The organism is Streptomyces cucumeris, from assembly GCF_024295805.1.
Lineage (GTDB): Bacteria > Actinomycetota > Actinomycetes > Streptomycetales > Streptomycetaceae > Streptomyces > Streptomyces cucumeris.
This window is the reverse complement of sequence record NZ_JANCLX010000005.1, coordinates 375,917-397,400: the sequence shown is the minus strand read 5'-3', so window position 1 is coordinate 397,400 and position 21,484 is coordinate 375,917. Positions and strand designations below refer to the sequence as shown.

Annotated in this window: 20 protein-coding genes and 1 tRNA gene; 12 read left to right on the top strand and 9 right to left on the bottom strand. The window is 75.2% G+C overall.

The window, feature by feature from the left end:
• The first annotated feature begins 198 nt into the window (after positions 1-198).
• The 7 genes from NMK44_RS10610 (at position 199) to NMK44_RS10580 (ending at position 7,477) form a co-directional block, all read left to right on the top strand.
• On the top strand, positions 199-1,023 hold the full coding sequence (locus tag NMK44_RS10610) for an AfsR/SARP family transcriptional regulator (protein WP_254740775.1): 825 nt from the start codon (positions 199-201) through the stop codon (positions 1,021-1,023).
• A gap of 226 nt (positions 1,024-1,249) precedes the next feature.
• Complete coding sequence (locus NMK44_RS10605; RefSeq protein ID WP_308358454.1) at positions 1,250-1,810, top strand: cyclase family protein; 561 nt, start codon at positions 1,250-1,252, stop codon at positions 1,808-1,810.
• A gap of 77 nt (positions 1,811-1,887) precedes the next feature.
• A complete protein-coding gene (locus tag NMK44_RS10600; protein WP_254740773.1) occupies positions 1,888-3,123 on the top strand; it encodes an FAD-dependent monooxygenase in 1,236 nt (411 codons plus the stop codon).
• 86 nt (positions 3,124-3,209) lie between these two features.
• Positions 3,210-4,160 carry a GlxA family transcriptional regulator gene (locus NMK44_RS10595; protein WP_254740771.1) on the top strand — a complete coding sequence of 317 codons (951 nt, stop codon included), beginning with the start codon at positions 3,210-3,212 and terminating at the stop codon, positions 4,158-4,160.
• A 115-nt stretch (positions 4,161-4,275) separates the two neighbouring features.
• On the top strand, positions 4,276-5,352 hold the full coding sequence (locus NMK44_RS10590) for an NAD-dependent epimerase/dehydratase family protein (protein WP_254740769.1): 1,077 nt from the start codon (positions 4,276-4,278) through the stop codon (positions 5,350-5,352).
• Positions 5,352-6,056: an SDR family NAD(P)-dependent oxidoreductase gene (locus NMK44_RS10585; protein WP_254740767.1), complete on the top strand. Its 705-nt coding sequence runs from the start codon at positions 5,352-5,354 to the stop codon at positions 6,054-6,056. The genes NMK44_RS10590 and NMK44_RS10585 overlap by 1 nt, the downstream gene beginning before the upstream one ends.
• Before the next feature lie 86 nt (positions 6,057-6,142).
• Positions 6,143-7,477, top strand: coding sequence for a nucleotide disphospho-sugar-binding domain-containing protein (locus tag NMK44_RS10580; protein WP_254740765.1), 1,335 nt, complete (start codon positions 6,143-6,145; stop codon positions 7,475-7,477).
• A gap of 78 nt (positions 7,478-7,555) precedes the next feature.
• On the opposite strand, the gene NMK44_RS10575 is transcribed toward NMK44_RS10580, so the two are convergent.
• From NMK44_RS10575 to NMK44_RS10545, 7 genes are all read right to left on the bottom strand, one after another.
• Positions 7,556-7,629, bottom strand: a tRNA-Lys gene (locus NMK44_RS10575).
• Positions 7,630-7,685: 56 nt separating this feature from the next.
• Entirely contained in the window at positions 7,686-8,279 is a 594-nt protein-coding gene (locus NMK44_RS10570) for a bifunctional DNA primase/polymerase (RefSeq protein ID WP_254740763.1), read from the bottom strand.
• 196 nt (positions 8,280-8,475) lie between these two features.
• Positions 8,476-8,841 carry a DUF8844 domain-containing protein gene (locus NMK44_RS10565; RefSeq protein ID WP_254740761.1) on the bottom strand — a complete coding sequence of 122 codons (366 nt, stop codon included), beginning with the start codon at positions 8,839-8,841 and terminating at the stop codon, positions 8,476-8,478.
• Positions 8,842-9,110: 269 nt separating this feature from the next.
• On the bottom strand, positions 9,111-10,451 hold the full coding sequence (locus tag NMK44_RS10560; RefSeq protein ID WP_254740859.1) for an AAA domain-containing protein: 1,341 nt from the start codon (positions 10,449-10,451) through the stop codon (positions 9,111-9,113).
• A 44-nt stretch (positions 10,452-10,495) separates the two neighbouring features.
• Positions 10,496-12,076, bottom strand: a complete 1,581-nt coding sequence (locus NMK44_RS10555) for a hypothetical protein (protein ID WP_254740759.1) — start codon at positions 12,074-12,076, stop codon at positions 10,496-10,498.
• Positions 12,067-13,200, bottom strand: coding sequence for a hypothetical protein (locus NMK44_RS10550; protein WP_254740857.1), 1,134 nt, complete (start codon positions 13,198-13,200; stop codon positions 12,067-12,069). Before NMK44_RS10550 ends, NMK44_RS10555 begins: the two co-directional genes overlap by 10 nt.
• A gap of 31 nt (positions 13,201-13,231) precedes the next feature.
• The gene (locus NMK44_RS10545) at positions 13,232-14,233 is read right to left on the bottom strand and encodes a phosphatase PAP2 family protein (RefSeq protein ID WP_254740757.1); all 1,002 of its coding nucleotides are present in this window, start codon (positions 14,231-14,233) and stop codon (positions 13,232-13,234) included.
• A 319-nt stretch (positions 14,234-14,552) separates the two neighbouring features.
• Here NMK44_RS10545 and NMK44_RS10540 point away from each other — a divergent pair, with 319 nt between their 5' ends.
• Positions 14,553-15,155 (top strand): histidine phosphatase family protein, encoded by a 603-nt coding sequence (locus NMK44_RS10540; protein ID WP_254740755.1) that lies wholly within the window; start codon positions 14,553-14,555, stop codon positions 15,153-15,155.
• A 471-nt stretch (positions 15,156-15,626) separates the two neighbouring features.
• Here the strand turns inward: NMK44_RS10540 and NMK44_RS10535 are convergent, their stop codons facing one another.
• Positions 15,627-16,979 carry an NsdA family TPR-like regulatory protein gene (locus NMK44_RS10535; RefSeq protein ID WP_254740753.1) on the bottom strand — a complete coding sequence of 451 codons (1,353 nt, stop codon included), beginning with the start codon at positions 16,977-16,979 and terminating at the stop codon, positions 15,627-15,629.
• Positions 16,980-17,168: 189 nt separating this feature from the next.
• On the opposite strand from NMK44_RS10535, the gene NMK44_RS10530 reads away from it, so the two are divergent.
• Positions 17,169-17,663, top strand: a complete 495-nt coding sequence (locus NMK44_RS10530; protein ID WP_302888003.1) for a hypothetical protein — start codon at positions 17,169-17,171, stop codon at positions 17,661-17,663.
• Positions 17,664-17,793: 130 nt separating this feature from the next.
• A complete protein-coding gene (locus tag NMK44_RS10525) occupies positions 17,794-18,684 on the top strand; it encodes a spermidine synthase (protein WP_254740749.1) in 891 nt (296 codons plus the stop codon).
• Between the two features lie 32 nt (positions 18,685-18,716).
• Here NMK44_RS10525 and NMK44_RS10520 read toward each other — a convergent pair whose 3' ends face one another.
• Positions 18,717-19,253: a hypothetical protein gene (locus NMK44_RS10520; protein ID WP_254740747.1), complete on the bottom strand. Its 537-nt coding sequence runs from the start codon at positions 19,251-19,253 to the stop codon at positions 18,717-18,719.
• Between the two features lie 42 nt (positions 19,254-19,295).
• Between NMK44_RS10520 and NMK44_RS10515 the strand changes: the two genes are divergently transcribed.
• Positions 19,296-20,024 (top strand): response regulator transcription factor, encoded by a 729-nt coding sequence (locus tag NMK44_RS10515; protein WP_254740745.1) that lies wholly within the window; start codon positions 19,296-19,298, stop codon positions 20,022-20,024.
• A complete protein-coding gene (locus tag NMK44_RS10510) occupies positions 20,021-21,418 on the top strand; it encodes a HAMP domain-containing sensor histidine kinase (protein ID WP_254740743.1) in 1,398 nt (465 codons plus the stop codon). Before NMK44_RS10515 ends, NMK44_RS10510 begins: the two co-directional genes overlap by 4 nt.
• Positions 21,419-21,484 lie beyond the last annotated feature (66 nt).

Below are 21,484 nucleotides of genomic sequence, written 5' to 3'. Positions count from 1 at the left end.
CGGCCACATGCAGGTCACTACCTATCTTGTCGCCAAGGTATGAATTTATCATGGTTTTGCACCCCAGAACTCATATGGGGTTCGGTATTCCGGCACTGGCCGGGGACGACCTCCGCACGCGAGTCTCTTAGGTGCCTCGGTGGCTGGGCCGCGCGGCACAAGAGGCACTTGACGGACCGTTGACGGAGGTACGGAACCATGGACATCAAGGTGTTGGGGCCACTGAGCGTCGAAGCGTGCGGTCAGTCGATCGTGCCCACAGCGGGCAAACCGCGGCAGATCCTCGCACTGCTTTCCGTCTACGCCAACCACATGCTGCCGGTCCCCACTCTTATGGAGGAAATCTGGGGCACACAGATGCCGCGCAGCGCACTGACCACCCTGCAGACCTATATCCTCCAGCTCCGCCGGAGACTGGCCGCCGCCTACGGGCCGCAGGCCCCGAACGCCTCGAAGAACGTACTGGCCACCCGGTACGGGGGCTATGTGCTGGAGGCCCAGCCGGGCGCGGTGGACATCCATGAGTACGACCGGCTGGTGGCCGCGGGCCGTGACGCGCTGGACGCCGGGGACGACGTGGAGGCGTCCCTGCTGCTGCGCGAGGCCCTCGCGGTCTGGCGCGGTCCGGCGCTGGTGGATGTGCGGGTCGGACCGGTCCTGGAGATCGAGCTGGCCCGGCTGGAGGAGAGCCGCCTCGGTGTCCTGGAGCGCCGGATCGAGGCGGATCTGCGGCTCGGCCGCCATGCCGAACTGCTCACCGAGCTCACCGAGCTGACCGCCCGCCACCCGCTGCACGAGGGGCTGCACGCCCAGAGCATGGCCGCCCTCTACCGGGCCGGCCGTCCCTGGCAGGCGCTGGAGGTCTACCAGGGGCTGCGCGCCCGGTTGGTGGAGGACCTCGGGCTGGAGCCGTCACCGCGGCTGCAGAAGCTCCAGCAGGCGGTGCTCGCCTCCGACCCGGCCCTCGATCTGGACGCGGACGCCCAGTGGCGGCGCCCGGTGCTCGATCTGTTCGCCGCCTGACCCCCGGGGGAGCCCACACCCCGACCCGCCGAGCGCTCCGTCCGCGTACACCGTCAGCAGTCTCCCCGCGCGCCATCCGTCCCCCGTCCGGAGAGCTCTCCCCCCGAAACGCCCGGCGCCGCCCTTCAGCCGGGCCCGCTACGGCTCCGCTGCCCGATCCCCCCGCGCGGGCAAGCGGAGCCGTAGTGCTTCTCCCGCCGTCCAACGCACCTGCCGAGGGGGCGCCTTGCGCGTCATCGACCTGACCACACCCGAGGACGGCCGCGCGCCGGAGCCGGACCCCGGGGCGGCCACGCGGTGGGCTCCCCGCCCGGCCCATGTGCTGGACCTCAGCGCGGTGGCCCCGCCGACCCGCACCGCCGGGGTCGCGGACATCGATCGGGCGCTGGCCCGGCTCGGCTGCCGCCCCCGCCCCCGGGACGTGGTCCTGCTGCGCACCGGCGCCTCCGGTCTGGCCGGCACCCCGCGCTACTTCACCGACTTCACCGGGCTGGACGGACCGGCCACCGACCGGCTGCTCGCCCTCGGGGTGCGGGTCATCGGCACCGACGCGTTCAGCCTGGACGCGCCGTTCCGCGCGATGATCCGCCGCTACCACGCCACCGGCGACCGCTCGGTGCTGTGGCCCGCGCTGTTCGCGGGCCGCCGTCACGCCTGCCGCAGGATCGAGCGGCTGGCCCGGCTGGACATCCTGCCGCCCACCGGGTTCCGGGTCGTCTGTCTGCCCGCGCGGGGCGCGGGGCCGGGGGCGCAGCCGACCCGGGCGGTGGCGCTGCTCGACGACTAGGCCCAGGAGCTGGTTCAAGGGCGCCGCCCACGACCCCGGTGCCGGTCCCGTTCCGCCGACCACGAGGAGGTGGGGGAGTGCGCGAGATCGACACCGATGTGTGTGTGGTCGGCGGCGGTCCGGCCGGGCTGGTGCTGGCCCTGCTGATGCTGCGCTCCGGACTGGGTGTGGTCGTCCTGGAGCGACTCCGGGCCCATCAGCGGGAGTTCCGGGGCGACATCCTCCAACCGGGCGCGCTGGCACTGCTGGACGCGCTCGGAGTGCTCAGCGGCGCGCGGGAGCGCGGCGCCCGCGAACTGGACCGGTTCCGCCTCCTGGACGGTGACCGGGTGCTGATGGAGGCGGACTACCGACTGCTCCCGCCCCCGTACGACCACCTGTTGACCGTTCCGCGCCCCCATCTGCTCGATGAACTGCTCGCCCACTGCCGCCGGTCACCACATTTCCGCTATCTGCCCGGACGGCGGGCCGGGGGGCTGCTGCGGTGCGAGGGGCGGATCGCCGGGGTCGTCGCGGACGGACCGTCGGGGCGCTGCGCGGTGCGCGCCCGGGTCGTCGTCGGCGCGGACGGCCGTCTCTCGCGGATCCGGCGGCTCGCGGGCATCGGGGCGGGCCGTACCGGACCCCTCGGCCAGGACGTGCTGTGGTGTTCGCTGCGGACGTCCCCCGGCGGGGCGCCGCCGCCGGACGAGGTCCGCGTGGTGCGCACCCCGGGCGGCCCGGTGCTCGTCCACGGCGGCTGGCCCGACCGGATCCAGCTCGGCTGGACCCTGCCGCAAGGCCACGGCGGCGCGCTGACCGCCTCCGGCCTGGAACCGGTCGCCGCGCGGCTGGCAAGGGCCGTCCCGGAGTACCGCGGGCTGATCCTCGACCAGCTCCTCGCACCGGAGGACGTCACCGTGGTGGACGTCTTCTCCGCACGTGCCGAGCGATGGGTCGACGACGGTCTCGTGCTCATCGGCGACGCCGCCCACACCCACGGCCTCCTCGGCGCGCAGGGCGTTCATCTGGCCGTCCAGGACGCCGTGGTGCTGCATCCGGTGCTCACCGGTGCGCTGGCCGCCGGGGACACCGGAGCGGCCCGGCTCGCCGCCTTCGAGCGCCGTCGCGGACCCGATATCGCGGCCGTCATGCGCCGCCAGAGCCTCCACAACCGGGTGATGCACGCCCAAGGCACGTACGCCACCCGCGTACGCCCCCGGCTTGCGCGCGCACTGCGCCATACGCCGCTCTACCGCCGGGCGCTCCAGCGCGTCGCCTACGGCAATCCATCGATCCGGATCGCCGATGACCGCGCCTGCGGCTGGGCGTAGTGGGAGGGCCGCGCGATGGCCACGGGCCGATGGCCGGAATCAGGTCGCCCCTCCGATTCCGGCCAGGGCCGCCCTAGGGTGGCCGTATGCACACCGTTGCCGTCCTGGCGCTGGATCAGCTCATCCCCTTCGATCTGGCCACGCCGATCGAGGCGTTCTCCCGCACCCGGCTGCCCGACGGCCGGGCGCCCTACCGGGTCCTGGTCTGTGCCCCCGCGCCATCGGTGGACGCCGGGCTGTTCACCCTCCGGGCGCCGTACGGACTGGAGGCGCTGGCCGACGCGGACACCATCGTGCTGCCCGGGGTGAGCGACCCCCGGGTCCCCGTCCCGGACGAGGTGACCGACGCGCTGCGGCGCGCGGCCGCCCGCGGCGCCCGCCTCGCCTCGATCTGCTCCGGGGCGTTCGTCCTGGCCGCCACCGGACTGCTCGACGGCCACCGGGCCACCACCCACTGGCAGGCCGGGGCGCTGCTGGCCGAGCTCCATCCCCGGGTGGAGGTGGACCCCGGGGTGCTCTACGTCGACAACGGCCAGTTCCTCACCTCCGCGGGCGCGGCGGCCGGACTCGACCTGTGTCTGCACATCATCCGGCGGGACCACGGTTCGGCCGTGGCCGCCGACACCGCCCGCCAGGCCGTGATGCCGCTGGAACGCGAGGGCGGCCAGGCCCAGTTCATCGTCCACGACCATCCGCCGGTGCCGCAGGGCTCCCAACTGGAACCGGTACTGCGGTGGATGGAGGACAACGCCGGACGTGAGCTCACCCTCGCCGAGATCGCCGCGCAGGTCGGGATGAGCACCCGCACCCTCAACCGCCGCTTCCGGCAGCACACCGGCACCAGTCCGCTCCAGTGGCTGCACCGGGCCCGGATCCGGCAGGCGCAGTACCTGCTGGAGTCCACCAGCCAGCCGGTGGAGCGGATCGCCGGGCAGGTCGGCTTCGGATCGCCGACCGCGTTCCGCGACCGCTTCAAGCGGGTGGTCGGCACCAGCCCGCACAGCTACCGGGCCGCCTTCCAGCACGCCTCCGGCTGACCGCACCGCTCCCGCCCGGACGGTGGCGGGCCGTCACCGGGTACGGGTCGAGGCGGGCTCGAGTCACGGCGGCGACCATGGGCGTCCCCAGCGAGAACACATGCGAGGAGCGCCGATGGTGTCACACGCAGCCGGACTGTCGGTCGTGGTGCTCGGCGGCACCGGCGCCCTGGGCCGCCAGGTGTGCCGGGCCTTCCAGGACGCGGGCGCCCGGGTGCTGACCGTCTCCCGCGGCGGCCCGCCCGGCGGCCCCGCCGGGCCCCCGGACCACCTCCGGCTGGATCTGACCTGCGCCCGGGCCGACGCCCTGGCGGAAGTGCTCGCCGCGGCCGGCGCCGATGTGGTGGTCAACGCGGCGGGCCGGACCGATGGCGGCGCCGGGGAGCCGCTCGCCGCGGTCAACTCCCGGCTGGTGGATGTCCTGGTGGAGGCCACCGCCGCGCTGGAGCGCCGCCCGCGGCTGGTCCACCTGGGCACCGTCGAGGAGTACGGTCCGGTCTGCCCGGGCGTGAGCGTCACCGAGGACCTGCCGCCCTCACCGGTCAGCGGCTATGGCCGGAGCAAACTGCTGGGCGCCCGTGCGGTGCTGGACGCCACCCGGGCCGGGGCGGTCGACGGCACCGTGCTGCGGATCGCCCATGTCTTCGGTCCCGGGGCGCCGCGCGGCAGTCTGCTGGGCACCGTCGCCCACCATCTGGCGGTGCGGCGCCCGGCGGCGCTGCGGCTGGGCCCGCTGGACGGCCGGTGGGACTTCGTGGACATCCGGGACGTGGCCACCGCCGCGGTGGCGGCGGCCGCCTCGCCGCGCGCGGTCGGACAGGTCGTCAACATCGGCGGAGGACAGGCGCTGGGCGTACGGCGGCTGGTCGAGCGGATGATCGTGCTCAGCGGCTACCCGGTGCCGCTGGTGGAGGACCCCGGCGCGGACGGCGGGTTCGGGCCCGGTCCCGACTGGCAGCGGGTGGACATCTCCCGGGCCCGGCTGCTGCTGGGCTGGCGGCCCCGGCAGCGCACCGCCCGCTCGCTGCGCGACCAGCTCGCGGCGGCGGGGGTGCCCGAGCGGGGCGGGGCGTTCGCCCGCGCGGTCAGCCCGCCCTGGGCCGCCGCCCTGGAGCGCGCGACCGCTCCCGGACGTCCGGGAGCCCCGGGGAGCGCCGGGAGCCATGGGCCGCTGGCGGTGGAGCGCCCGTGATGGACCTCGGTCTGGAGGGGCGCACCGTCCTGGTCACCGGTGCCACGGGCGCCGTCGGCCGTGCCGCCGCCCGTGCCTTCGCGGATCAGGGCGCCCGGGTGGCGCTCGCCTACCGCCACCGGCGGGACGCAGCCGAGGAGTTGGCCGCCGAGCTGGCCGGGCCGAACGGCGGGCGGGCCTTCGCCGTGCCGTACGCGCTGGAGGACTCCGCCTCACCGCGCTGGGTGGTGGCGGCCGTGGAGGAGCGCTGGGGCGGGCTGGACGTCCTGGTGGCCAACGCCTGGCGGTGGGGCGAGCGGCAGGGCGCGGGCGCCCGTTTCGAGGAGGTGAGCGAGCAGGACTGGCTGCCGGTCGTGGCGGACAACCTGGCCCCCGCCATCCGTACCGTCCAGTGCGCGGTCGCCGGGATGCGCAAGCGCGGCTGGGGCCGGATCGCGCTGGTCTCCCCGCACCCCGCGCTCGTCGCCGGGCACGGCGGGGAGTTCCACGGGGTGGCGAAGGCCGGGCTGCACGGTCTGGCGCGCTCCCTGGCCGAGGGCGGCGCGGGCGCCGACGGGGTCCTGGTCAACGCCGTCTGCGCGGGCCCTCCGGCGGCCGGGGAGGCGAGCGCCCCCGAGGACGTCGCCCGGGTGCTGCTGTTCCTCTGCTCGGCCGCCAACGCCGCCGTCGGCGGCCAGACGCTCACGGTCGCGGGGGCCCGCTGACGGATCCGGCCCGAGACCCACCCGGCGGGCGGCCACCCGGCGCCGGACCGACCGGTCCGGCCTCGCTCGACATCCCGGAGGAGACTGTGCGCGTCCTCTTCACCACCTGGGCCTCCGGCGCCCATCTCGTTCCCCTGGTGCCGCTGGCCCGTTCGCTGCTGGCCGCCGGTCACCAGGTGCGGTTCGCGGTGCCGTCCGGCTGTGCGGCGGCCGTCGCCCGGACCGGTCTGGTCCCGGTCCCGGTCGGTTCGCTGCCCCCGGCCGCCGTCAGGGTGGCGGCGGCCGCGCGCCGTCCGGCCGGGCACTGGCCCGCGGACTGGCCGATGCGGCCCGCCGTGCTCAGCCCCGAACAGCACGGTGTGCTGCGGGCGTTCGGCGACCGGCAGGTGCGGATCGCCGAGGGGATGGCCCAGGGGCTGGTGGCCTTCGCCCGCTGCTGGCAGCCCGATCTTGTGGTGCATGACGCCAGCGCCTACGCGGGCACGGTGGCCGCGGCGGCGCTGGGGGTGCCCGCGGTGGGCCAACTCTGGGGCAGCACCGCCGTGGTGCGGCTGGAGCGGCACCGGCTGGAGGGGCCACCGCTGCCCGGGTACTCCCGCCTGATGCGCCGTTACGGGGCGGACCCGGAGCGGGAGCCCGATCTGTGGCTGGACCCGTGTCCGCCGAGCCTGGCGCTGCCCTCGCGGTCCCGGCGGCTGCCGGTGCGCTTCGTCCCCGTCGACCTCCCGGCCGACCCGCCGTACGCGGCGCCCCGGACGTCGCCCGCCCCACCCCGGCCCCGGGCCGCGCCCGTGCCCCCCGGCCGTCCTCCGTACCGCCCGGTGCGGTCCGGGCCGGTGCGGGTCTGCGCGGTCTGGGACGACGCCGCGGGTCCGCCCGAGGCGGTGCGGGCCGCGCTGCGGGTGGCCGAGTCACGGGGCGTGGAGGTGGTGCGGGTGGGCAGTGCCGCCGAGGGGCGGCCGCCCGCCGGACCGCTGCACCGGGTGCTGCCCGGCTGTGGCGCGGTGCTCCACCCCGGTGGCGGTACGACCCTGATGGCCGCGACGCTCGCCGGGGTGCCGCAGCTCGTGGTGGCGCCCCGGCTCGAACAGCAGCTCAACGGGGCGCGGTTGGCGCGGGTGGGTGCCGGGACACTGGTGCCCGCCGATCACCTCGACGGTTCGCCGAGGACGTCCGCGGCGGCCGGGGCGCGGCTGGCCCGCCATCTGTTCGCGCTGCTGGAGCAGCCCTCGTACGCCGCCGCGGCGCGCACCCTGCGGCGGGAGGCGCTGGGGATGCCGGGGCCGGACGAGGCGGTGGGTGTGGTGACCCGGCTGACGGACCCGGACCGGGGCCGGGCGGACCGTTCCGTCACCGACCGGGGCGCCACCGACCGTTCCGTCACCGACCGGGACGGCCGTCGCCGTGCCGATGAGTCATGACCGCGCCGCTGCTCCTGGGCGTGCGCAAGGGGCATGCGAAAGGCCCCCCACCGAAGTGAGGGGCCTCACACATGTCTGTGCGCCGCCAGGGACTCGAACCCCGGACCCGCTGATTAAGAGTCAGCTGCTCTAACCAACTGAGCTAGCGGCGCCTGCTGACGTAGAAGACCTTAGCACCCTGGTCGGGCTGGGTGAAAATCGATATCCCTCAGCCCGGAAAAACGGCGGGAGCGCTGGTCACAGGGGTGGTGGCGAGATCGGCACCACCCGCGCGGGCGGCCCGGACACATGCCCACAGCAGCACCTCGGGACCGGGCAGCCAGGGGTTGCGCACATCCGGGGCCACCAGCCAGCGCGGGGACGGCGCCGCCGCGGTGTCCCCGGGGGACTCGGCCGCGGGTGGATCCGGGGGGAACAGCGGCGGAACGGTCACCGCGTCGCCCCAGCCGTAGCAGAGCAGCGGGGGAGCGGCGGCGCCCCACTCCTCCCAGCCGAGCAGCGCGGGCAGCCGCTGGGCCGCGCCCGGGGTGGCGAAGAGCATGACGCGGCCCCCCTGGGCGGCCACCGGGCCGGTCCCCGGGCCGTCCGTCCATAACCGGCTCACCACCCGGCGGCCGAAGAGCGCGTCCATGCTCACCACATCGAAGGCCGTACCGCAGGGCAGGGCCACGGACGCGGCCGGATGCCGGGCCCACAGGGCGTGCACATCGCGGGGGGAGTGGCTGGCCGAAGCGAGCCAGTCCGCGCCCGCCGGGGTGACGAACGCGGCGGTGTGCTGGATTTCCCGAGGCCATCTGCTCATGTTTCTACCTTTACCGTCGGTACGGACGGCGTAGGGGGATGAGTCAAAACCGGGACACGGCGGCGGGGAATGGAGTACCTTCCGCCCGCATATGCCCCCGGCTCGTGATCGCGGCACCGGGACCGACGTCCCCTCCGCACCGCGGGGCACGACCCGCACATCAGCCACCCCTCCTTCACCACGGATCCCACGACCGTCAGTCCGACGGGTCGCCGCCCCGCATCAGCTCCCGGCCGAACTCGACCATCTTCTTCGCGTAGTCCTCGGTCCACTCCGCCCGCTCGGCGATCACGGCCGGGGTCAACCGGTCGAACCGCCGCGGGTCGGCGAGCTGGGCGGCGGCCATCGCCTGGAACTCCATGGCACGGTCGGTCGCCGCGCGGAACGCCAGTACCAGCTCGGTGGAGCGGGCCAGCAGCTCCCGCGGGTCCTCGATGGACTCCAGGTCGAAGAAGTGCGCCTCGTCCTTGACGGCGGCCGCCGGCTCGAAGAGCAACGGTGCGGGTTTCAGCCGCCGGGGCGCGGCGCCGTGCGGGCCTTGAGCCGGATCCGGCTCGGGCATGTGATCGCTCCTCCTGGGTCGTGAGACACGGTCGGTTCGCGGTGCTTCCCGCTCTCCATTGTCGCGCGCGGGGCAAGAGCGCCCCCGCCGTACGCCGCCGACCAGGGTTTCTCTCCCCACCCCGCCGCCCCGTGAACCATACGGCGGGCAGAAGCCGTGGATCGGCACCTCCCCGGACCGCTCCGGCACGCCCCCCGGCCGGCTCGGGAGGGCGGGTCAAGGGGCCGGGCGGTCCGGCGTCAGGATCCGGACAGCACCTTGGACATGGCCTATGGCCGCCAGGGCACCCGGTGCTCGGAGAGATGGGACAGGACCGCGTGGTTGGCCTCCCAGCCGTCCGGGAACTTCACCGTGACGCCGAGCTGGACCGGCTCGGTGGACGGGTGCTCGTCCAGCAGCTCGGCCACCCCCGCACGGCAGACCACCACACAGGCGTGCCGGTGCCGGGAGGCGAGGACGCACAGCCGCCCGGTCTCCAGATGGAAGGCGGTGGCGTCCGGCCGCCCGGACAGCGGGTGCAGGACCACCGTCACATCGAACTCACGCCCTTGGAGGCGGTTGGCGGTGTCGACAGTGACGCCACGGACCCCGAGCCCGCTGAGCGCCGCCCGTACCGCCGCCGCCTGGTCCCGGTGCGCGGTGCCGACCGCGATCCGGTCCGCGGTGAGCGGCACCGGCTCCTCCGAACGCTCGCTGACCGAGGCGCCGCCCCGGTCCAGCAGCCGCCGCACCACCTGGGCGACGGCCGTCACCGCCTCCGGGTCGGTGCGCGGGGTGCGGCGCGCGGGCAGCTCCAGCAGCCCCCAGCCCGAGACGGCCGCCTCGTCCAGCACCCGGTCCGGCCCCGAGCCGTCCGAGGCGACCCCGAAGCTCAGCCGCCGCTCACCGTGGCCGGTGCCGCTGCGGAACGGGGTGTACGGGTAGAAGGCGTCCGAGACCAGCGGCGCCGCCGAGGCGGGCAGCCGCCAGGACACCGGCAGCCGGTGCTGCGGAAGCGTCGGGTTGTGCGCGAGCAGCGTGGTCACCGCGCTCGCCGACGGGTCGTACGACAGCCCCGCCCACTGGTCCGCGCCGACCACGCTGAACGGGTCGAGCTGCCCGGGGTCACCGACGAACAGCGCCCGTTCGAAGAGCCCGGCGACGGCCAGCAGTGCGTCGGAGCGCATCTGGTACGCCTCGTCGACGATCGCGTGCCGCCACGGCTCCACGTTCTTGATGTGCGCCCACTTGGCGGCGGTGGACACCACAATGTCCAGCCCGGCGAGATCCGCGACCTTCGCCGAGGCGCGCACCGACGGATGCGCGTCGAGCACCGGGTCGTAGGGGTGCGGATCGCTGCTGTGCAGCCGCCCCACCGGAAGGTCCGGATCGGCGGTGGCCAGCCGGTCCACCAGATCGTCCACCTGGGCGTTGGTCTGCGCGACCACCATCAGCGGCCGCCCGGCGGCGGCCAGCTCCCGTGCCGCCCGCACCACCAGCGTCGACTTGCCCGCGCCGGGCGGGGAGTCGACCACCACCCCGCGGTGGGCGCCGCGCAGGGTGTCGCGCAGGATCGCGTCGGTCGCGCGGGCCGCGGCGGCCGACGGGTCGAACGGTCCGTCCCCGTGCACCGCCCCGGCCGTCCCCGGGCCACCGTCGACACAGTCCGTGCCGGTCACAGATAGTCCTCCTCGGTCACCGGGTCGGGGGCGGGGCCGGGCATCACGGCCTCCGGCGGACCGCCGTGGGTCCACGGGGTGCTCTCCGCGTCCGGCAGCTCCGGGCCGCCGCGCGGCGCGTGCTCGAACAGCGTCCAGCACGTCCGGTCACCCGGCTCGGGCACCGAACCCGGCTCCGGGGTCTTGCCGCGCCCCATCCCGCCGGTCAGCCGCACCACCAGGGCACCCGGCGCGTGCGCGCCCGCGAACTCCCCGGTCTGCGTCCGGCCGTCGGCCATCACCCGGTACAGCTTGACCTGCTCGGCCAGCTGCGGACGGTCCTCGGTGACCACCGTGACCAGGGGCCGCGGCCGGGGCACCTTCGCCTCCGACCAGGCCATCTCCACCTCGGTGACCTCGCCCGCGAACGCCTCCCCGGCCAGCCGGCGCCCCGCCATCACCAGCGGGTCGTCCAGCGCCTCCTGGGCCTCCAACTGCGCCTGCGCGGTCTCCCGCGCGGCCAGCTTCTGCGCCGCGGTCACCGCGTCGTCCCGTTTGGGCTGCGGCGGTTCGCCCGCGCGGACCCGGTCCCGGTGGCCGGTGAACGACCAGCGGTCCCGCTTCCAGCGCTCCGCCACCCGCTCGCCCGGCGGCAGCTCGCGCAGCAGGTCCACACCGTGCCAGAGCGCGTCCCAGGTGGGCCGCAACTGGGAGGCGATCAGCTCGCGCAGTCCGTTCTCGGCGAGCCGCAGCCGGGCCTCGCCCCCGGCCACGCCGCCGCCGACCTCCGCGCGCGCCGCGTCGTAGCGGGCGATGGCCGGGGCCAGCAGCTTGTTGTCGAAGGCCGGGTCGGTGGCCGGGCCCGCGGGCGGGCACAGCAACTGGCCGCCGGCGTCCCGCGCGGATTCCGCCCGCAGCGCGGCCTCCGGTCCGGTGACCCCCGCCGGGGGGTCGATCCAGGCCAGCAGCGAGCCCAGGTGCTGGTCCTCCAGATTGCTCTGGCCGGTCGCCCAATGACGGCCCAGCAGCTCGGTCAGCGACAGCAGCAGACTCGACCCCGGCACCCGGGACCGCTCGCCGTAATGCGTCAGCCAGCGGCCGAGCAGCGGTACCCGCGCGGGCGCGGGGTAGGGCGTGTCCGGGTCCTGGTCGGCCGTCCGCCGGAACCGCATCGAGCGGCCCAGCAGCCGGACGAAGGCCACGCCCGCCGCGCTGGGCACCAGGAGCTGCGGGGCGTCCGCGCACAGCTCCACCTGGACCGGCACCTTCTTGCCGGTCTCCGGATCGGTCTCCTTGCGCTCCTCCAGGTCCACGGCATCGGCGTAGGAGTCCAGGTACGGCAGCGTCTCCTCGGCCAGCTCGGCGAGGAAGGCGAACCGCAGATCACGGTTGCGCGGCTGGGGGACGACCAGCAGCCGCGGCGCGTCCCGGTCGGTGCCCACCAGCGCCCCCAGGGGCGCGCCCGCCTCACCGGCGGTGGTCAGCGGGACGAACACCAGCGGACGGTCGGACAGATGGCGGTGGCGCACGGTGGCGACCGGCCGCGCCCGCCCGTCCCGGACGGCTTCCATCCGGGCCAGGGTGGTGATCAGCGACATACCGCCGCCCCGGGCGCCGCGAGCGCCTCGGCGCGCAGGGCCGCCGCCCGGCGCAGGGCGTCCACCGCCGGATCGCCGGTGGGCCCGGCGTCGGTCTCGAGGGCGGCGGCCAGCACGGCCTCCACCGTGGTCAGCCCGCCCAGCTCGCCCCGCACCCCGCGGCCCAGCGACTCCACGGCGCCCGCGCCCCGGGACCGCGCCCGGCAGTGGACCGCCAGCTCGCACGCGGCCAGGCACTCCGGGGCGTAGGCCGCGTCCACGGCGTCCACGGCGTCGGTCAGCTCGTCGACCGGGCGGGTCGCGGTGCGGCCGTCGTCCGCCAGCCGCAGGTCGAACGTGGTGCCCTCGGGGAGGGCGGCGGCGATGTCCTCGATCCGGGTCAGCCGGGTGAGCTGCCGACGGGTGACGGAGAGCTGCTTGCGCACATCGACCAGTTCGGCCGTCGGCAGGTTGGAGAAGTCCTTGGGGCACACCAGCAGCACCTGGTGGCGCACCCGGGCGGTCCGCGCCGCGCCCCCGCCGTCCGGTCCGGGCTCGCCGTCCGGCTTGAGCTCGCCGACCCGCGCCGCCACCTGCTCCAGGGCCAGCGCGTACACCGCGGACTGCCGGGCGGCGGCGCCCACCTTGGCCGGGTCCGCCGAGCCGTCGACCATCGGGAAGGACTTGATCTCGACGACCGACCAGGAGCCGTCGGGGTGCACCACGATCGCGTCCGGCTCCAGGAAGGCCGGGGAGCCCGCCACGTCCAGGCTGACCATCGGGTGGTCCAGCACCGCCCACCGCCCCGCCGCGGTGGCCTCGCGCAGCGCCAGGGCCGTCCGCGCGGTGCGGCCCTGGGGGCCCGCGGCGGTCAGATCGGGGGCGTCCACGCCGCCCGGAGCGGGTGCGGGCGAGCCGTCCCGCAGCCGCTCGTGCAGCAGCCGGACCAGCGCCTCACCGCGGTCGGCGGTGACCCGCGCCTCGAAGGAATGGCCGCGCTGGATCGCGAACTGGGACTGTCCGAAGGAGGCCGGGGAGCCCAGCGCCCGCGCGAGCGCGCCCTTGTCGATCCCGGCGCCGTCCAGCAGGGCACGGCGACGGCAGCCGGGGTTGGCGGCCAGCGCCGCCAGGGCGCGGGCGTCCATCGGATGCGGAACGGTCCGCGGACCGCGCAGCTCAGCGAGCCGCTGCCGCAGTGCTGTCGTCGGTCTCGGCCGCGGCACCGGCTCCTGCCGTGCCGTGGTTGCGTTCCCTGTCCGCGCCCCTGCTCTGCTGTCGGGGGATCCGTTCCCGTTCACGCGCCGCAGTCTCGCACTTGTCACTGACATTCGTGGCCGCACCGGGGTTTCCGGTGGCCGCGGCCACCGGCCGGGCGGTCTGCGGAACGGCCTCCCCGGCGGGGCGGAACCGGGCGAACAGCCGGTCGGCCAGGCGCAGCGCGGGCTTGGCGAGCAGCGCGCCGACCCCCATGACGGCCGCACCGGCGGCCGCGTCCAGGAAGTAGTGATTGGCGGTGCCCATCACCACGATCGTGATGGTCAGCGGATAGAGGACCGCGAGCACCTTGGTCCAGGCGGCGCGGCCGTGCCGCCACAGCGCCACCCCGCACCACAGCGCCCAGCCCACGTGGAGACTGGGCATCGCCGCGAACTGGTTGGTCAGCCCGCCGAGCCCGCGCGGCGCGCTCGCCTCACCGCCCCACCAGCCGTACGAGCTGTACTGGGCCATGGTGTCCACGAAGCCGTATCCGCCGTCCAGCAGCCGGGGAGGGCAGGTGGGCAGCAGGGTGAAGCCGATCAGCCCGATGAGGGTGGAGACCAGCAGCCAGGTGCGCAGGAAGCGGTAGTCGGACGCCTTGCGGCGCTTCCACATCCACACCAGGACCGCCGGGGTCGCCACGTAGTGCAGCGAGGCGTACACGAAGTCCGCCGGTATGCCGATCCAGGCGTGCGCGGTGAAGATGTCGTTCAGCGGCGACTCGAAGTCCAGGTGGAAGCGCTGTTCGAAGCGGAGGAGGCCCAGACCGTGGTCCACTGCCGTGGACACATCACCGCGGGCCAGCAGACGACCTGCCGAATACGCGGCGTACACCACGGCTATCAGCGGCAGTTCGGTCCACCAGCGGGGCCGACCGCCCTGTGATGCCCCGGCACGGGGCGCGGTAGCGGTAAGGGGCATCCGGGCGCTCTCCCAAATATCAGGCGACCACAACAAGGCGCTCGGCCAACCGTACGGTGTAGGCGGAGCGACCCGTGCACCGCCCCCGGAATGCCCCGGTGACGGCGGGGACGCCCGTCGCCGGTCCCCCCGGCCGACAGATGCGCGAAGGGGAAGACGCCGGGATCGCCCCGCGGGTTGCCTCCAGAACGCGTGAGCGATGATGGAGGGCGGCGGACCCTGCGCGGTCCGCACCCGCGTTCGCATCGGTCCGCGGGCGGCGGTGTGCGACGGGGCACGGCGGCGCGCCGCGGTGGTCCATCCGCTGAAAGGCACCCCCATGGCGACACAGCCACCCCGCATTCTCCTGGCCCGGCACGGACAGACGGAGTGGTCGCTGCTCGGGAAGCACACCGGCCGCACCGACATCCCGCTGCTCGACGAGGGGCGGCGCGGCGCCAAGCTGCTCGGTGAGCGGCTGCACCGCACGCCGTGGGCCGGACTGCCGGAGGCCGAGGTCCGCACCAGCCCGCTCTCGCGCGCCAGGGAGACCTGTGAGCTGGCGGGCTTCGGGGACCGGGCCCAGGAGTGGGACGCGCTGCTGGAGTGGGACTACGGCGCCTACGAGGGGCTGACCCCGGCCGAGATCAAGGCGTCCCGGCCGGACTGGCTGATCTGGCGCGACGGCGTCCCGGAGGGCGAGGCGAGGGAGGCGATCGCGGCCCGCGCGGACCAGGTGGTGGCGTGGGCGCTCGCGGCCGACCGCGATGTGCTGGTCTTCGCGCACGGTCACATCCTGCGCACCCTGGCCGCGCGCTGGCTCGGCTACGACATCTCCTTCGCGTCCCGGATCCGGCTGGATCCGACCTCGCTGTCGATCCTGGGCTGGGCGTACGGCGAACCGGCCCTGGAGCGCTGGAACGACACGGGCCATCTGGCCTGACCCCGGCTCGGCCGGGTGCCGCCTCCGGCGGGTGGGGGCGTGGTGTCGCGGTGACCGCGCCGTTCGGGGCGGCCGCGGCCACCCCGGCCCCTCGGGTGACTCCGGCCGCGGCCTCGTATGGCGGCCGCTGGTCCCCGGGCGGCGCGTCCGGTGGGCGCGGACGTGAGCGTGCAGGGCCCGAGCCCGCGTCGTGCGCGGTGCTGCGGTACCGCCTCCGCTGGGGCGGGAAGGTCCGGCGGCGCGGCCCCGGAGCGGATACGTCATGCCGCTGTGCCCGCGGCGACCCGCGCGGTCCGGCGCCTCCAGGGGCCTCGTACGACGGTGGGCGGCGACGGGAGCGCCCGGCATCGCCGCGCCCGGTAGGAGCGGACGGATCCGGTGCCGTCCGGGTGCGCGGTGCCCTGCCCGGGACGAGGCGGGCAGGCCGGTCCCGGGTCGGCGTCGGCGATTTCCGGGGTCCCGCGCCGCATGTCACACCCGGTGGGCGGCCGTCTCGTAACGGTCCAGGAAGTCCGCGACCGGGGCCTCGCCGCGGTGGAGGCGGAGCCGCCGGGCGGTCTCGTCGAGCATGCGGCGGATCCGGGACGAGGTGACCTGATCCATCAGCCGCAGGGCGCGGCCCGCCGCGGCGGCGGCCTCGTCCGGCGCGCCCTGCTGCGCGAGGTCGCCCGCCAGCTCGGTGGTGAACAGCGCGATGTTGCGGGTGAAATGGGGGTCCTGGAGAGCGACCGCGCGGCGCGCGTGGTCCACGGCGCGCCTCCAGTCGCCCAGCGCGGACCAGCACTGGGCCTCCAGCCCCTCCAGCTCGGCCTCGCCGTAGAAGCTCATCCACTCGGGGTCGGCGTCCGAGGGGCCGCGGCCGAACAAGGTCTGGGCGCGCAGCAGGGCCGTCTCGCAGCCGCCGCGGTCGCCGAGCCAGGCCCAGCCGCCCGCCTCGCGCAGCGCCAGCAGGGACAGCAGCCGCGGCGAGGAGAGCCGTTCGGCGACGCGCTGGGCGGCCTGGGCCGCCCGGACCGCCTCGCGGGGGCGGCCCGCGTCGCGCGCCAGGAAGGCGGTGTTGCAGAAGGCGTGGGCCTCCAGGGCGGCGTCCCCGCTGACCCGCGCGGTGGCCAGCGCCTCGGCGTAGTGCGAGCGGGCGTCCGAGAGACGGCCGGAGTCATGGGCTAGCCAGCCCACCGAGATGGCCAGTTCACCGGCGCCCGCGTAGAGCCGGGCGGCGACCGAGCGGCTGTAGCCGCCCGCGTCCAGCAGGGCGTAGGCGGCGCTCAGCGGTTTGGAGGTGTGGCTGTAGAGGGTGTCCGCGCCGTGCCGGTCGTCCAGGACCCGGATCCGGCGCACGGCCTCCTCCACGGCGGCGGCCTCCGCCTCGCCCACCCGGCGCCCGGACCGCCGGGGCGGGGGGACGAGCGGGGTCGCGGCCACGGCGGCGGCCGCCGCCCCACTGGTCATGAAGGCACGGCGTAGCAGTTCGCTCTCCTCGAAGACGTCGACGGTCGCCCCCGCCCCGGGTGCGGGCGCGGGGAGGGTGCCCGCGCCGTGGCGGGCGCCGTGGCCGCGGACCGACTCCCGGGAGGCGAAGCCCAGATCGGTCAGTGAGCGGCCGGGGAACATATGGCGGAAGACGCGCTCGTAGGCGTAGTTGGGGCAGCGGATCGCCCCGGACTCGACCCGGCCGATGTAGCGGGCGTCGCAGGAGACCTGTTCGCCGATCTCCCGCGCGGCGCGGCGCACGGAGGCCGCGAACTCGGCGGCGGAGAGCGGGCCCCGCAGCCGCCGGAACGCGTCGTTCGGCCGGGGCGGCGGAAGGTCTGGAAGCGGCGTCATGTGCAGCCTCTCCCTTGGGTACTGCCAGGTGGGCGGGGGAGAACCGTAGCGGCTGGGAGAATCCCGCCATTGGGAGAATTCCAGCAAAAGGGATATGTCACCCGTGATCTGCCATGAACTGCCATCCTTTACGGCGGCATTCGGCCGTAGCCGTTGACACCGTCCGGGCGTTGAACCCCTTGCAACCCGATGAAGAGGGAGGCCGGAGTGGACATCAGCCGCTCACGGACGACTGCCCAGCATCCCCCGCGCACCGCTCACCATCACCATCCGCCGCGCCAGGACTGCGATCTGGTCACCGTGCCCGCCCGGCAGGGGCTGGAGGCGGTGGACATCCTGCGCCGCGCCTGCGACGGACTCGGTCCCGTCCTGCACGACACCGCCTGCGACACCCTCGGCTTCCTGGTGCCGCCGGGTACCGCGGACGGCTGGGACCTGCCGGGCAGCGCCTGCACCCAGACCTCCGGGCGCGGCATCCGGATAAGCGCCGTGCCCGGCTCAGGTCCGGGAGGTGATCCGGTGAGCGGGGCGCCGCCCCGTGCGCCGGACGAGCCCCCGGGCATCGGCACCGGCTGGCTGGTGCCGCCGGACGCCGCGTACACCGTGGCCACCGATCCGGTGGAACTGCGCGCGGCGCTCGGTGAGGCGGCCCGCACCATCGAGGCCGTCGACCGCTGCCAGTGAGCACGGCGACGCCCGGTGATCCCGGGCGTGATTCCCGGGTCTGATCCCCGGGCCCGATTCCTGGGCCCGATTCCTGGGTGCCGGTGACCGTCCGCGGCCGCTGTCGGTGGCCGGACGCATACTGGGGTCCATGGCGAAAGGCACACACAAGCGAGCGGCGCACGGGCGCGGAGCGGGCCGGGGACGCACCCCGGAGCCGGCCGCGGCACCCGTGGACGGGGGGCTCGCCGAGCTGGTGCCGGACCGCGACCACCCGCGCGCCTTCACCCTGCTGCTGGACGGCAAGCCGCAGTCGCATGTGGACCTCGACGACCCGGCCCGCCTCGGCTTCGAGTACCAGCGCCGGTTCGGCCATATCGCCGATCTCGCCGCGCCGCCCGGCCGTCCGCTGCACGCGGTCCACCTCGGCGGCGGCGCCTTCACCCTCGCCCGTTACATCGCGGCCACCCGTCCCCGCTCCACCCAGCAGGTCATCGAGATCGACGCCCCGCTCGTCCAGTTCGTCCGGCGGGAGCTGCCGCTTGACCCCGGCGACCGGATACGGGTGCGCTCCACCGACGCCCGCGCGGGGCTGGCCAGGATCCCCGACGGCTGGGCCGACCTGATCATCGCGGACGTCTTCGGCGGTGGCCGTACCCCCGCCCATCTGACCAGTGTGGAGTTCCTCGGCGAGGTGCGGCGGGTGCTGCGGCCCGACGGGAGCTATGCCGCCAATGTCGCCGACGGGCCCCCACTGGCCCATCTGCGGGCCCAGATCGCCACCACCCGCGCGGTGTTCCCCGAGGTGTGTCTGACCGCGGACCCCGCCGTGCTGCGCGGCCGCCGCTTCGGGAACGCGGTGCTGCTCGCCGCCGACCGCGCACTGCCGGTGGCCGAGCTCACCCGCCGGGCCGCGAGCGATCCGCACCCCGCCCGGGTCGAACACGGCCGCCCGCTGCAGGACTTCACCGGTGGCGCGGTCCCCGTCACCGACGCCACCGCGGCACCCTCCCCGGCCCCGCCGCCCGAGGTCTTCGACTGACGCGGGACCGCGAACCGGAGCCGTGGCACGGGTCAGGGCTCGTCCACCCGTACCTTGGGCGGACCGTCGTGCCAGGTGCAGTAGACCGAGGTGGTGTCCGTGCCCGAGACGAAGTCCACCCGGATCCACTGCGTCTGCTTCCACACCTGCATCTGCCAGCCGCTGTCCGGGGTGGCCGACACCAGATCCGCCCAGGAGTCACGGATGTCGAAGACGACCCGGCCGCCCCGCACCGGATAGCTGCGGACGTTCCCGCCCGCCTCCGGCTTCGACTCCTTCGTCGGCCCCACCGTGGGATCCGGTTCGCCACCGCGCGACGGCGGCTTCGGGGAGCGGTCGGGCGACGGTGACGAGGGCTGCGCGTCCGGCGACTCCGGGGGCGGAGCGGGCTGGTGGGTCGAGGAGGAACGCTCCTGTGTCGCCGGCCGGCCGTCGTCCGCGATCGTCAGTGCGCGCGGCGGATCGTACGCCGTGCCGGTCAGCACCGTGCGCACGCCGAACCAGGACAGCGCGACCGCGGCTCCCGTGGCCAGCACCCACGCCAGGCATTGGACCAGACCTCGTTGCATTCCCCCCATCCTGCCTCACCCGGATGGCGTACGGTGCCGCTCATGGCAAGTGTGCTCGTCGTCGAGGACGACCAGTTCGTGCGGTCGGCCCTCATCCGCCAGCTGACCGAGGCGTCCCATACCGTCCGCAGCGTGGGGACCGCCCTGGAGGCGCTGCGTGAGGTGGCGCAGATCGGATTCGACGTCGTCATCCTGGACCTCGGCCTGCCCGACCTGGACGGGGCCGAGGCGCTCAAGATGCTGCGCGGGATCACCGACGTCCCGGTCATCGTGGCGACCGCGCGGGACGACGAGGCGGAGATCGTCCGGCTGCTCAACGACGGTGCCGACGACTACCTCGTCAAACCCTTCTCGGTGGCCCACCTCTCGGCCCGGATGTCCGCAGTGCTGCGCCGCTCCCGCTCCGCCACCGCCGGGGAGACCCCGCCCTCGGGGGTGCTGCGGGTCGGCGGCCTCACCGTCGATCCGCTGCGCCGTCAGGCCGCCCTGGACGGGGCCGGACTCGACCTCACCCGGCGCGAGTTCGACCTGCTGGCCTTCCTCGCCGGACGCCCCGGGGTCGTGGTGCCGCGCAAGGAACTGCTGGCCGAGGTCTGGCAGCAGTCCTACGGCGACGACCAGACCATCGACGTCCATCTGTCCTGGCTGCGCCGGAAGCTGGGGGAGACCGCGGCCCGCCCCCGCTATCTGCACACCCTGCGCGGCGTCGGGGTGAAACTGGAACCCCCGGTGCAGAGCGGGGAGTACCGGGAGCGCCGGGAGTACCGGTGAGATGGGCCCTGGTCAAGGTCTGCCTGGCCGTCACCGCCATGGTCGTGGTCGCCTTCGCCGTACCGCTCGGCCTCGTCGTCAAGGAGTTGGCCCGCGACCGGGCGTTCGCCGACGCCGAACGGCAGGCCGCCCAGATCGGTCCGGCCCTGGCCATCACCACCGAACGGGCCCGGCTTCAGCGTGCCGTGGCCAGCACCCAGGCGGGCGGGGACGGCCGGATGGCGGTGCACGTCCCCGATGTGCCGGGCAGCCGGGGCAGCGGCTATGACCTCGGCAGGACCCGGGCCGACCGGAGCGCGGTGGCCACCGCGCGCAAGCTGGGCCGGTCCTCGGTCGCCGAAGCGCCCGGCGGCTACACCCTGCTCCAGCCCACCGCGCTGAGCACCGCCCAGGTCGCGGTGGTGGAGGTGTTCGTGCCGCGTGCCACGGTCACCAGCGGGGTCACCACCTCCTGGCTGGTGCTGGCCGGGGTCGGTGTCGCCCTCATCGTCGGCGCCGTGGCCACCGCCGACCGGCTGGGCACCCGGCTGGTGCGCCCGGCGAAACGGCTCGCCGGGGCCGCGCACGACCTGGGCCAGGGGGAGCTGGGGGTGCGGGTCCCCGAGGAGGGTCCGGCCGAACTGCGCTCCGCGGCCGTGGCGTTCAACTCCATGGCCGACCGGGTGGTCCAGCTCCTGGCCGGGGAGCGTGAGCTGGCCGCCGACCTCTCCCACCGGCTGCGCACCCCGCTCACCGTGCTGCGGCTCAACGCGGCCTCGCTCGGCGACGGACCGGCCGCCGACCAGACCCGGGCCGCCGTCGCCCAGTTGGAGCGCGAGGTAGACCAGATCATCCGCACCGCGCGGCAGCAGAAGGCCCAGGTCCCCTCCGGCTGCGATGTCTCCGAGGTGATCCGGGAGCGGATGGACTTCTGGTCCGCGCTCGCCGAGGACCAGGACCGCACCGTACGGCTGGCCGGGGTGGACCGCACCGTACGGGTCCCGGTCGCCCGCCCCGAACTCGCCGCCGCCCTCGACGCGCTGCTCGGCAATGTCTTCCGGCACACCCCCGAGGGCACCGCGTTCGCCGTGGACGTCCACAACGGCGAGGACAGCGTGATCGTCCTGGTCTCCGACGCGGGCCCGGGGATCGCGGACCCGGAGGAGGCACTCCGCCGCGGCCACGGTGACGGCGGGCCCGGTTCGACCGGGCTCGGGCTCGACATCGTGCGCCGGGTCGCCGAGTCCACCGGTGGTGATCTGCGCATCGGGCGTTCGGTGCTGGGCGGTACCGAGGTGCGGGTGTGGCTCTCGCTGCGCGATGACGGGACGGGGCGGGGCGCACGGCGCGGCAGCCGCCGCAGAGCCCGGCTGAAGGCGCGCTCCCTCACCGGTCGGCTGACCTCACGGGCTTAATCACCCCCGATGGCCTCCTTAAGGGCGTCATAAGAAGCGTGCCCGGTGTCCGGGAAGGGTGACTCG

Bases quoted from the DNA above. Each gene is read 5' to 3' on its own strand.
- NMK44_RS10610 (WP_254740775.1), top strand. From the start codon at position 199: ATGGACATCAAGGTGTTGGGGCCACTGAGCGTCGAAGCGTGCGGTCAG.
- NMK44_RS10595 (WP_254740771.1), top strand. From the start codon at position 3,210: ATGCACACCGTTGCCGTCCTGGCGCTGGATCAGCTCATCCCCTTCGAT.
- NMK44_RS10590 (WP_254740769.1), top strand. From the start codon at position 4,276: ATGGTGTCACACGCAGCCGGACTGTCGGTCGTGGTGCTCGGCGGCACC.
- NMK44_RS10585 (WP_254740767.1), top strand. From the start codon at position 5,352: ATGGACCTCGGTCTGGAGGGGCGCACCGTCCTGGTCACCGGTGCCACG.
- NMK44_RS10570 (WP_254740763.1), bottom strand. From the start codon at position 8,279: ATGAGCAGATGGCCTCGGGAAATCCAGCACACCGCCGCGTTCGTCACC.
- NMK44_RS10565 (WP_254740761.1), bottom strand. From the start codon at position 8,841: ATGCCCGAGCCGGATCCGGCTCAAGGCCCGCACGGCGCCGCGCCCCGG.
- NMK44_RS10555 (WP_254740759.1), bottom strand. From the start codon at position 12,076: ATGTCGCTGATCACCACCCTGGCCCGGATGGAAGCCGTCCGGGACGGG.
- NMK44_RS10550 (WP_254740857.1), bottom strand. From the start codon at position 13,200: ATGGACGCCCGCGCCCTGGCGGCGCTGGCCGCCAACCCCGGCTGCCGT.
- NMK44_RS10545 (WP_254740757.1), bottom strand. From the start codon at position 14,233: ATGCCCCTTACCGCTACCGCGCCCCGTGCCGGGGCATCACAGGGCGGT.
- NMK44_RS10540 (WP_254740755.1), top strand. From the start codon at position 14,553: ATGGCGACACAGCCACCCCGCATTCTCCTGGCCCGGCACGGACAGACG.
- NMK44_RS10535 (WP_254740753.1), bottom strand. From the start codon at position 16,979: ATGACGCCGCTTCCAGACCTTCCGCCGCCCCGGCCGAACGACGCGTTC.
- NMK44_RS10530 (WP_302888003.1), top strand. From the start codon at position 17,169: ATGAAGAGGGAGGCCGGAGTGGACATCAGCCGCTCACGGACGACTGCC.
- NMK44_RS10525 (WP_254740749.1), top strand. From the start codon at position 17,794: ATGGCGAAAGGCACACACAAGCGAGCGGCGCACGGGCGCGGAGCGGGC.
- NMK44_RS10520 (WP_254740747.1), bottom strand. From the start codon at position 19,253: ATGCAACGAGGTCTGGTCCAATGCCTGGCGTGGGTGCTGGCCACGGGA.
- NMK44_RS10515 (WP_254740745.1), top strand. From the start codon at position 19,296: ATGGCAAGTGTGCTCGTCGTCGAGGACGACCAGTTCGTGCGGTCGGCC.